Here is a 10,957-nt window from a genome sequence, read left to right as displayed (position 1 = left end):
GCCAGTCAATTCATCACGTCGCGGCAGGCCCGGTACAGGTCTTTCCAGCCTTCGCGTTCCTTGACCACGGTTTCGAGGTATTCCAGCATCACGACGCGGTCCTGCACCGGGTCCTTGATGATGGCGCCGATCATGCCGGCGGCCACGTCGGCGCCGCGCATGGTGCCGTCGCCGAAGTGGGCGGCCAGCGACATGCCGTTGGTGATGACTGAAATCGCTTCGGCCGTGCTCATGCTGGCGCTGGGGGCCTTGATCTTGCGCTTGCCGTCGGCGGTGACGCCGGCGCGCAGTTCGCGGAACACGGTGACCACGCGGCGGATTTCTTCCAGGGCCGGCACTTCGCCCGGCAACTCCAGTGCGCGCCCAAGGCTGGCCACGCGCGTTTCGACGATGCGTACTTCCTCGTCGGCGGTGGCCGGCGGCGGCAAGACGACCGTATTGAAGCGGCGCTTGAGCGCGCTCGACAGTTCATTCACGCCACGGTCGCGGTCGTTGGCGGTGGCGATGATATTGAAACCTTTTTGCGCCAGCACTTCATCGTCGAGCTCGGCGATCGGCAACATCTTTTCCGACAGGATGGTAATCAGGCTATCCTGCACTTCGCTCGGGATGCGGGTCAGTTCTTCCACGCGGGCGATTTTGCCGTCGCGCATGGCGCGCATGATCGGGCTTGGGACCACGGCTTCCATCGACGGACCCTTGGCCAGCAGTTGCGCGTAGTTCCAGCCGAAGCGCACCGCCTCTTCGCTGGTGCCGGCGGTTCCCTGCACGATCATGGTGGAATCGCCGCTGATGGCGGCAGCCAGGTGTTCCGACACCCACGACTTGGCCGTGCCCGGCACGCCCAGCAGCAGCAGGGCGCGGTCGGTGGCGAGCGTGGCCACGGCGATTTCGATCACGCGCGCATTGCCGATGTACTTGGCGCTGATCTCGACACCATTGTCGAGCGTGCCGCCCAGCAGGTAGGTGGACACGGCCCACGGCGACAGCTTCCAGCGCGGCGGACGCTGGCGCGTGTCGGCCGCGGCCAGCGCTGCGAGTTCCTCGGCGTACTGCGTTTCAGCGTGCTGGCGCAGGATGGTAGAAATGGCGGTCATGCAGATTGCTCCTGAAAAGGGGAATACATATCGTGTCGGAAACGCAGGGTGCGCAGGAATTTGTCGACCGTGTCCTGCCATTGCGCGAACTCGGGGATGTCGGTCGGCCAGCCGTTTTCGTAGGCCTCGATGCCACGCGGGTCGAGCACCAGCGCGAGCGAGGCCATGGTGTAGGTCAGCGACCAGCTCTGCAGCGTGTTGGCCGCGCAGCCGGCCTGGATGCGGCTGACCACGGCCTTGGACAAGGCTAGCGGCCAGTTGCGCTGCGCGCTCTTGGCGGCGTCGTCGAGCATGTCGATCAGGCTCGAATGGGCACGCATCCACGCTGCCGGGGTCGCTTCGACGAGGGTGCTGAGCAAGTCGTCGGCGGCGTCGCTTGGCAGGGTGCCGAACAGGCTGAAAAAGTCGCGCGGCATGTGGGTGTGGATGCCGGACGACTTTAAATACAGGTCGAGGAAGGCGGTGAACCAGGCGTGCAGGCCGGCATCGTAGCCAGCTTGCAGGCTGCGTTGCAGCGCGCTCGACCAGCCCAGCAGCAATGTATGTTTGAACTCGCTGGCCATGGCCAGTGTCAGGCAGGTGCGCGGCGAAGCGTCGAAGCTGTTCGACCAGTAGGTCGGCGGCACGGCCGCCAGGATATCGACCAGCCAGCCCGATTTTTCGCCCATGGCGGGGTACAGGCCGGCGCCGACGCCGTCGCGCTGCATGCTCTTGTCGCGCTCATGCGGCACCTCGGCCAGCAGGTGGGCCGAGTCGCCGTTGCGCTCGACGCGCAGCAGCGGCACGGCGCGCGCCAGCATGCGCTGCGCCATTTGCGAGCCGGGCAGGCCGGCCAGCAGGCGCTGGGCGGCGCTGCGCACTTCCTTGCGTTTGTCGTCGAGCGCGCTTTCCAGGAAGGCTTCGTCGGCCAGGCCCAGGCCCACCGACAGGCAGCCGAGCAGGGTGGCCCTGTGTTCCGGCGTTTCGCTCGGCCAGGTTGCGTGCAGTGCTTGCAGGGCGGCGGCGCCATCCTGGGCGCGCATGTCGCGCAGGGCATGGGCACGCTGTTCGATATTGCCTTCGTCCCACAGCAAGCGCACATCGTCGGTGTCGGCGCCCACCCAGTTCCAGGCGGGATTCTGTTTCGCCAGCCAGTGGCCGCGCGCGCCGAGTACGCCCTCGATCAGGCCGCGCAAGGGACGATGCGCGCTGCCCATGTCCAGCACGGCCGGAAGCAGGCGCGGCGGCAGGCGGCACTGGCAGGCGTTGGCCAGGCGCAGCCATTCGGAGCGCACTTGCGGATATTCATCTTGCACCAGCAGCGCCAGCGCGCGTTCGGCCTGCGCCGGACAGGCGCGCAGGGTATCGCTGTCGCTCGATGGCGTCGCTGGCGCGGCCAGTTCCGGCGCAGTGGGCTGATGGCCGGCGCGCTGCCACAGGGTGTGGGCGGCCAGCGACAGCCACAGGTTTTCTTCGGGTGTGGCGGCAGCGGCGCCGGGACGGCCGCGCACGCTTTCGCGCAAGGCCAGCGGCAAGTCGTCGTCGACGCCGGGCGCGGCGCGCGAGGTGCCGATCTGCAGCGTCTTATGCATTTTCAAAGGGAGCGGGGAACTCATGCTACGGTCTCGTTGTCGAAGGAATGTAAGCGGTCTTCGGCGAACACGCTGAGCGGGACGATAGCGTCACCGTCCCATTCGCCGATCACTGTCACCGGATGGCCGCCGCTGAGCGCAAGCAGGGGCCACAGGTGGCGAAAGCTGGCATGCAGCGCAACGACGCGGCCATCGGCGCCGGCCAGGTGGGGCGTGGCACCGGCACGCGGCACCATGGCGTCGAGCACGAGCGGAAAGCGGTCGAGGAAAGGGTTGCGTGCCAGGGCTTCGGCGTAGGCCGCCAGCGAGGCGTCGAGCGTGGGGGCGTTCGCCAGTCGGGTATCAAGCGGGCCGAAGGCATCCTGCTGCCTGATCAGGGCGCGTAGCGGATAGGCGCTGTGATAGAAGCACAGTTCGCCGTCGAACTGGGTGCCGGGCGCGAGCACCCTGTCGTAGCCCTGGGTGCCGGCGGCGTACTGCAGGATCATGGCCCAGCGTCCGCTCGCCACCCCGCGCAGCCAGGTGGTGCGCGCGCGGATGCGCTCGTTGTCACTGGTGTGCTGGGCCAGCACTTGCCAGCGGTCTTGCACGCCGGCTTGGGCCAGCACCTCTTCCTGGCTGACGCTCCAGCCGATCAGGGTGCGCACGTCGCTTTGCAGTTCCGGCGGCAAGTCCGGCAGGCGGCGGAAGGCGGTACCGAGCAGGTAAATGGATGCCAGCTCGCGCGCCAGCCGGGTTTCCCAGTCGGGCAGGGTGGTGTCGAAGCACACGCCGCTGGCGCGGCGCAGGCGCGCGGCGAGGCCGCCGGCCTGGGCGTCGACCATGCGCGCGGCGATGTCGTTCCAGAAGGCCGGACCGCGTGCGCGCAGGGTGGACAAGCCTTCACGCGCCAGGTCTTCGAGCCAGGTGTGCAGTTCGGTAATGCCGGCCGCGACTTTGCTGTCGCGCTTGTCCTCGCGCTTTTGCGCCGCCGCGGCCTGGGCTGCCGCCTGCTCGGGCGTGGGAGCGACGGCCTTGTCGGCGACGCTCTGGAGTTTCTTTTCGCTGCGCTGCTGGCGGCTGTCGAGCCAGTCGCTGACCCACTGCGGCGGCGCGCCGGCCGCGAACAGGGGGGCGTTACTGGCTAGTAACAGATACAGGCCGATGCCATGCTTGCAGGGAAACTTGCGGCTGGGGCAGGAACACTTGAAGGCCGGCTCGCCCAGGTCGATCTGGGTACGGTAGGGGACTTTGCCGCTGCCCTGGCATTCGCCCCACACGGCGCTGTCGGTCCGGCCCAGGTTGCCCCACTTGGCGGGCCCTGCCAGCTGGCTGCCGGCTTTGGCGGAACTCGCATCGGGCGCCAGTGCGAGGATTTGATCGGCATTCAAAGTCATGGAGGAACAATGCCGCCGGCCTATGACCGTTGGCAAATGATTAAAGATAGTAAGTTAACCGCTGACGTTAATTTTGGGAAGTCTTTTTTGCCGGGACGGCGATGAGGATAGCCGGGGCCGGGTGCGTTCCCGGCCCGGGCTGTCGCCTCCGGTTGTCGCCTCAGCTTGTCGGTTCAGGCGTGACCCAGCCATAGCGCCTGCGCGCGTGCGGTTGCGGTTGTCGCCTCAGCTTGTCGCCTTAGGCGACAGCACGGACCGTTTGCATTCCCGGTTCGGGCTGTCGGCTCAGGCGTGGCCCAGCCAGGGCGCCTGCGCGCGTGCGGTCGCGGTTGTCGCCTCAGCTTGTCGTCTTAGGCGACAGCACGGACCGTTTGCATTCCCGGCTCGGGCTGTCGGTTCAGGCGTGGCCGAGCCAGAGTGCCTGCGCGCGTGCGAACACGGCGGCGCCAACTTGCCTGCCCAGGGCCCGTCCATCGATGCTGGCGCGCTCGAAATGAATGCCGGCGTAGACGCGCGCGAGGCTCGCTTCGGCCACGGCATCGCTGAACGTTTCCCACGCCAGGGTGACCGGCGCGGATGGCAGGGCCGGGTCGAACAGCAGCGAGCGCGCCGGTATCGTCACCGTGTGGCGGAAGCTGTCGCTGCCGGTGAAGCGGCGCAGGATCTCGGCCGAGGCGGCGCTGAAGGTGCTGTGGCCGGACACATGGTCGGGAAAGGCGGGCGTGGGCGCGCTGGCCAGGTGGAAGGGCATCCAGGCTTCGCCGGCCACCGGGCGCAGTCCGCTGGCGGGACCGCCGGGGCCGAAACTCTGGACGATGTGGCCTTGCATCAGGTAGCGGATGGCGCTGAGCGGGCGCGCCGAATCGTAGGCGCGCTTGGCATCCCAGGCGGCAATGCTGGCGTCGAACACCGCATTGGCCAGGGCGAAGAACAGCTTGACGTCGTCATCGTCGCTGTAATCGTTGCGTTCCGATATCCGTTGCGCGAAGCGGCACCAGTAGGAACAGGGCAATTCGCCGATGGTGCTGCCGGCCCAGAAGTCGGCGATCACTTTCTGGCGTTCGGTCAGGGTGGCCTGGATCTGCACGACCTGCTCGGCCTGGTCGATGAATTGCTGGCTGCCGAAGGCGGCGGGCGGAGGCGGGCGGAACTGGCTGCCGGTGCCCAGGGCGAACGGGCGCACGGCGTCCCAGAATGGCGTCAGGAACGCTTGCGTGCGGCGCACGCCGCCGGCATCCATGAATGACAGCGGCTGCCACAGGCCGGGGAAGGGGATGCTGGCGCGCGGCGTGGGCTCGCTGACCAGCAACGGCGGGTTGCGGGGCTGGTAGCCGCTGTAGTCGGCGAACGGGATGCCGCCGGGCGTCAGCTTGCCGTCCTGGTTGGCGCCATCGTTGCGGCGCTGGTCGAGCACCGCGTGGGCGGCAATGTTGCCGACACGAGGAGCGGGGGCGCTATTGTTATACGCGTCGACAGGCCGGCTGTTCATCGCGGCAAGGTGGGCGTCGAAGGCGGCTTGCTGGCCGGGAAATTGATCAAGCAGGGCCGCGTAAGCGGCGAAGCTGATCGCCAGCGCCTTGTTGGCGCGCGTGCATTCGGCGGGCGGCTGGCGCAGCTGGGAACCAAGGTACTGGCCAAGCGCGACGCTGTCGTAGGCGGCCCAGGCTTCGTACATGGCGCTGTGCACGATTGCCAGGGCGCGCGCGGCGATGGGTGGCGGCATGCGGGTGGCGCGCACCGCGTTGAGCGCAAGGGTATTCCAGGCGATCACCGTGCCCGAATGCACGGGTGGTTCCGGCTGGGGCGGAGGTGGCGGCTCGTGCGACCCGCCGCACGCCGTCAGGGCGCTGCCGAGAGCGGCGGTGCCGCCTATCGTTAAGAAGCTGCGTCGTTTCATGGTGGATTCCCAGAGAGGTGGCTTCCGGCCGGGAAGCGCGGGGATGCCTGGCGGCAAGGTCTGCGGTGAGGGCTGACGTGGCGACGATAGCCCGCTACCGCCGCGCTGGCCTTGAGCAGCCGCAGCCGCAATACCGCAGCGAAAACAGGAATCGACGCATGGCCGGAGACCGAACTGTCGATGCCCGACGGTGGTCCAAACGGCGGACGCATGATTGGCGGTTCACAAGAGCAAGCAAATCCTTTCCACTTGCCACTACAATACGGCTGCCCTCTGTCGAGCTCACTTTCCAAGGTCAGATTCATGAAATTTATCCATGCCGCCGATTTGCACATCGATAGCCCCTTGCGCGGGTTGAACGGTTACGATGGCGCGCCGGTCCAGGAGTTGCGCGGCGCCACGCGCCGGGCCTTGTCCGCCCTGGTCGACCTCGCCATTGAACAAGCGGTCGATTTCGTCATCCTGGCGGGCGACATTTACGACGGCAACTGGGCCGACTTCCGCACCGGCCTGTTTTTTCGCGACCAGATGGTCCGCATGACGCGCGAAGGCATCCTGGTCTACATCGTCAAGGGCAACCACGATGCCGAAAGCCAGATCACCAAACAGCTGCCGCCGGTCGAGGGCGTCCATACATTCAAGTCGAGCTCGGTCGAGACCTTCACGATAGCCCAGCTCGGCGTAGCCCTGCACGGACGCAGCTTCCCCAACCGCGCCGTGCCGGAAGACCTGGTCGAGCACTATCCCGACGCCAGCGCCAATATGTTCAACATCGGCGTGCTGCACACCAGCCTGAACGGGCGCGGCGGGCACGACGTGTATGCGCCGACGACGCTCGATGCGCTGTGCGGCAAGGGCTACGATTATTTCGCGCTCGGCCACGTGCACGCGCGCGAGGTCGTGCGCGAGGCCGGTCCGCGCATCGTTTATCCCGGCAATCTGCAAGGCCGCCACGCCAAGGAGACCGGCCCCAAGGGCTGCGAACTGGTCACGGTGAGCGCTGGCGCCATCACCAGCGCGCAGTTCGTGCCGCTCGACGTGGTGCGCTGGCACCGCCTGCTACTGGACGCCGGCGGCGTGGCCGACGTCAATGCCTTGCGCCAGCGCTTCATGAAGGCGGCTGGCGAGCTGGTGGCCGGCGAGCATGAACGCCTGCATGCGCTGCGGGTGATCGTCAGCGGCCAGACCGAACTGCACCGGATCGAGGCCGAACAGCCGGGCACCAGTGCCGCCGCGATCCAGGCCGGCACCCAGGACTTCGAGGGCGCCGACCTGTGGGTCGAGGAAGTCCAGCTCGACCTGCGCTCGCCGCTCGACCGCGATGCCGCCCGCAAGCGCGCGGACGCGGTTGGCGAGGTGGTGCAACTGGTGGACGAGATCGCGTCGAGCGAGGAACAGCTGCGCGCCTGGGCGCTGGCGCAGCTCGGCAGCCTGGGGACCTTGCCGTCCGGCCTGGCCGATTGCGACCCCGCGCTGTTGACGCCGCAAGCGCTGCGCGCGCTGCTGGCCGACGCCGAGGCGACCGTCCTGGCCCACTTGGGCGGCATGGAAGGAAGCGCACGATGAAACTGCGCGAACTGCACCTGACCGCCTTCGGTCCCTTCACCGACCGCAAGCTCGATTTCGGCAGCGCCGGACAAAACGTGGTGTTCGTGCACGGTCCCAACGAAGCGGGCAAGTCGTCGACCTTGCGCGCGATTTCGGACCTGCGCTTCGGCATACCGCAGCTGAGCCGCGATAATTTCGTGCATGAGCACCGCGACATGCTGCTGGGCGGCGTGCTGGTGGACCGCAACGGCAAGTCCTATCACATCATGCGCCGCAAGGGCCGCACCAACACCTTGCAATATGCCGACGGCAGCCCGGTGACGCCCGATATCGAGGCGCTGATCACCTGCGGCCTGTCGAAGGACGATTACGAGGCCATGTTCGGCCTGGACCACGACCGCTTGCGCAAGGGCGGCGAGGCGCTGCTGGCCGGCCAGGGCGAGGTCGGCGCGGCGCTGTTCGAGGCCAGCGCCGGGGTGCGCAGCATTCCGGCGGTGCTGGCGCAGCTCGACTTGTCGGCCCGCAACTACTTCATGCCCGGCACGCGGGCAAAGAACGGGCGCATCAACGAGGCGTTGCGCAGCTATGGCGAACATCATCACGCATTCAAGGATGCGCAGGTCAAGCCGGCGTGGTGGGCGGAACGCTTCAAGGAGCACCAGTCGGCGGCCAAGCGGCTGGCCGACCTGGAAGTGCGGCACGAGGAAGCCAAGCGCCGCCAGCTGCGCCTGTCCGAACTGCGTGGCGTCGGGCCGCTGATCCGCAGCCAGGATGCGGCCAGCGAGATCCTGTCCGAACTGGAAGACGTGCGCGTGCTGGCGGAAGATGCCGCCACCGAACGGGCGGCGGCGCAGGCCGGATTTGCCGCCTCGCACCAGAGCGCGGAAGCGGAGCGGGAAGCCGTGCAACGCTTGTCCGCCCAGCTCAAGGCGCTGGCGCCGGACCAGGCGGCGCTGGACGCGGCCGCCCGCATCGAACGGCTGGCCGTGAGCGCCGAATCGCTCGACAGCTTGCGGGAGGCGATTGCCGAGGCGTCGGACCAGGTCGCCGAGGCGCATCGCCTGCTCGATCAATACGCGGGCGGCATCGTGCCCGGTGCGGCGGCGGACGCCGTGCTGGCCCTGGCGCCGGCCCCGGCCGCGCGCGCCCGGATCGACGAAGTGCTGGGCGAGTTCAAACTGGCGCAACAGCGGCTGCACCAGCATCTGGAGTCGGCACTGCCCGTGGACGACGATGAACAGGCGAGCGATGCCTTGCCGGCGTCCGGGCTGGTGCGCGTGCTGCATGCGGTCCGGGACGAGGCCAAGCGCAAGGAAGCGCTGATGAAGCGCAAGGAGCAGATTCCGGCCGAGATCCGCCAGCTGGAGCGCTTGATCGAGGCCGATGTGACGGCACTGGGCCTGGCCGATCACGCGGCGCTGCCCAAGGTGCGCGCGCTGCTCGACAGCGAAATCGATGCCGCGCGCAGCGCGTCGGAATCGGCGGACACCGAAATGGCCACCTTGCGCAAGCAGCTTGCGCAGCTGAAAACCGAGCACGCGGCCGCCGCAGCCAGGCGCGACCAGTTGCTGGCCGCCGGCGCGGTGCCGACGATGACACAGGTGCGCGCCGCGCGCGGCCAGCGCGACACCCACTGGATGCAGGTGCGTGAGGCCAGCGTCGGCGGCAGTCCGGCGCCCGCCGCCCTGCTCGACAATGTCGAGGCCGGCATCCGCGATGCCGACCGGCTGGTCGACGAACTAGCCCGTGACACCGAGCGCGCCACGCAGTTGCAGGGCAGCCAGGATGAGCTGGCACGGCTTGCCCAGCAGTCGGCCGATCTGGAACACGAACACGCGGCGATCGAGGAACGCAGCGCGGCGGCGCTGGAGCGCTGGAACGCCAGGCTGGAAGCGCACGGCCTGCCGCCACTGGCGCCGAAAGCGCTGCGCGAGTGGCAGTCACTGCTTGCCACCGCGCGCGAGCGCAGCGGCGACCTGCAAGCGCTGACCGACGAGCTGGAGGTGGCGCGCACGACCGAGCGCGCGCTGGTCGACGATTTGCTCGATGCAATCGCGGCGGTCGGCGTGGCGGCGCCCGCCAGCAGTTCCCTGACCACCCTGTCGTCGCTGGTGGACGATATCCAGGACGACATCGAACGGCGCCAGCGGGCGCTCAGCACGGCGGCGGGCAAGCGCATCGAGCGCGAACAGCAGCGGCACCGCTTCAAGACGCAGCAGGCGACGCTGGAAGAGCAGCTTGCCGGCGCGGCGGCGGCAGTGTCGTCGCACGTCTACGGCGCGCTGCACCTCGATCCGGAGGCGGGTATCGCCGCTGCGGGCGCGCGCCTGGCCGAGTTCGGCCGCCTGGTCGATGCCAAGACCGAGCTCGATGGCGCCAGCGCGCGCGAATTGCGGGCGCAGCAAGCATTCGAGCGCTTGCAGGGGCAGGGCCGCGAACTGGCCCAGGCCATGCGAGATCCGCCGGCCGCCGACCTGCGCCACTACGTCGAACAGCTGGAGGCTAGGCTCGCGCAAGCGAGGCGGATCGACAACGAACGCGCCCTCAAGCAGCAGGCACTGGACGATGCGCAGGAACGCTGGCGCGAACAGGAAAGCCTGGCGCAGCGCCATCAGGCGGAACTGGAGCGGCTGTGCCGCGCGGCCAATGTCGATGCGCCCGAGGCGCTGCCGGCGGCGGAAGAACAATCGAAGCGCAAGCGCCTGGCCCAGGCCGACGCCGACCGCGTCCGCAAGGACCTCGCCGTGGCCTCTTCGCGGCCGCTGGACGAGTTGCGCGCACTCCTGCGCGATTATGATGCCGGGCGCATGGACGACGAGCAAAACCAGGTTTCGGCCGAGCTGGGCAAGCTGGAGGAGGACTTGCGCAACGCGCGCCAGGCAGAAGAAACGGCGCGCCGCGCCCTGGAGGCGGTCGACTCGGCCGATACCGCTGCCGCAGCGCGCGAGCTCATGGAGCGCGATGCGGCAGGGGTGCGGCTGTCGATGGCGCCGTGGATGCGCTCGCGGCTGGCGCATGCCTTGCTCGACGAGGCGCTCAAGCGCTTCCGCGAGCGCGCCCAGGGACCGATGCTGCTGGCAGCATCGCGCTACTTCCAGCAGATGACCGACGGCCAGTTCGTACGGCTGGTCAGCGACGACGCCGGTCCGAAGCCGGTCTTGCTGGCGCAGCGCGGTACTGGCGGCCAGGTGCGTGTCGAGGGCCTGAGCGAAGGCACGCGCGACCAGCTCTACCTGGCGCTGCGGCTGGCCGCGCTCGAAATCCGGCGCGACGCCGGCTACGACCTGCCGGTGGTGCTCGACGACGTGTTGATGACCTCCGACGACGGCCGCGCGGCGCTGGCCTTGCGCGCGATCGCCGATTTCGCCAGGGACCACCAAGTGATCGTATTCACCCACCATGCGCATCTGCTGAGCGTGGCCGAGCGCAGCGTGCCCGCGCAGATGCTGCAGGTCGTCAGCCTCTAGG

Annotated in this window: 6 protein-coding genes; 2 read left to right on the top strand and 4 right to left on the bottom strand. The window is 68.4% G+C overall.

The window, feature by feature from the left end; all coding sequences use genetic code 11:
* Positions 1 to 5: 5 nt before the first annotated feature.
* From F2P44_RS02825 to F2P44_RS02810, 4 genes are all read right to left on the bottom strand, one after another.
* Positions 6 to 1,088 carry an AAA family ATPase gene (locus F2P44_RS02825; protein ID WP_370662630.1) on the bottom strand — a complete coding sequence of 361 codons (1,083 nt, stop codon included), beginning with the start codon at positions 1,086 to 1,088 and terminating at the stop codon, positions 6 to 8.
* A gap of 5 nt (positions 1,089 to 1,093) precedes the next feature.
* On the bottom strand, positions 1,094 to 2,692 hold the full coding sequence (locus F2P44_RS02820; RefSeq protein WP_167084843.1) for a DUF5691 domain-containing protein: 1,599 nt from the start codon (positions 2,690 to 2,692) through the stop codon (positions 1,094 to 1,096).
* The gene (locus F2P44_RS02815; RefSeq protein WP_167084841.1) at positions 2,689 to 4,044 is read right to left on the bottom strand and encodes an SWIM zinc finger family protein; all 1,356 of its coding nucleotides are present in this window, start codon (positions 4,042 to 4,044) and stop codon (positions 2,689 to 2,691) included. The genes F2P44_RS02820 and F2P44_RS02815 overlap by 4 nt, the downstream gene beginning before the upstream one ends.
* 397 nt (positions 4,045 to 4,441) lie before the next feature.
* Complete coding sequence (locus F2P44_RS02810) at positions 4,442 to 5,941, bottom strand: vanadium-dependent haloperoxidase (RefSeq protein ID WP_167084839.1); 1,500 nt, start codon at positions 5,939 to 5,941, stop codon at positions 4,442 to 4,444.
* A 303-nt stretch (positions 5,942 to 6,244) separates the two neighbouring features.
* On the opposite strand from F2P44_RS02810, the gene F2P44_RS02805 reads away from it, so the two are divergent.
* Complete coding sequence (locus tag F2P44_RS02805; protein ID WP_167084838.1) at positions 6,245 to 7,507, top strand: metallophosphoesterase family protein; 1,263 nt, start codon at positions 6,245 to 6,247, stop codon at positions 7,505 to 7,507.
* Positions 7,504 to 10,956: an ATP-binding protein gene (locus tag F2P44_RS02800; protein WP_167084836.1), complete on the top strand. Its 3,453-nt coding sequence runs from the start codon at positions 7,504 to 7,506 to the stop codon at positions 10,954 to 10,956. The genes F2P44_RS02805 and F2P44_RS02800 overlap by 4 nt, the downstream gene beginning before the upstream one ends.
* Position 10,957: the final 1 nt, after the last annotated feature.

This window comes from Massilia frigida, assembly GCF_011682175.1.
GTDB lineage: Bacteria > Pseudomonadota > Gammaproteobacteria > Burkholderiales > Burkholderiaceae_D > Telluria_A > Telluria_A frigida.
The sequence above is the reverse complement of the archived record's forward strand: the minus strand, read 5'-3'. Positions and strand labels throughout refer to the sequence as shown.

Coding starts and splice junctions, on each gene's coding strand:
- F2P44_RS02815 (WP_167084841.1), bottom strand. CDS start 4,044: ATGACTTTGAATGCCGATCAAATCCTCGCACTGGCGCCCGATGCGAGT.
- F2P44_RS02800 (WP_167084836.1), top strand. CDS start 7,504: ATGAAACTGCGCGAACTGCACCTGACCGCCTTCGGTCCCTTCACCGAC.
- F2P44_RS02820 (WP_167084843.1), bottom strand. CDS start 2,692: ATGAGTTCCCCGCTCCCTTTGAAAATGCATAAGACGCTGCAGATCGGC.
- F2P44_RS02805 (WP_167084838.1), top strand. CDS start 6,245: ATGAAATTTATCCATGCCGCCGATTTGCACATCGATAGCCCCTTGCGC.
- F2P44_RS02810 (WP_167084839.1), bottom strand. CDS start 5,941: ATGAAACGACGCAGCTTCTTAACGATAGGCGGCACCGCCGCTCTCGGC.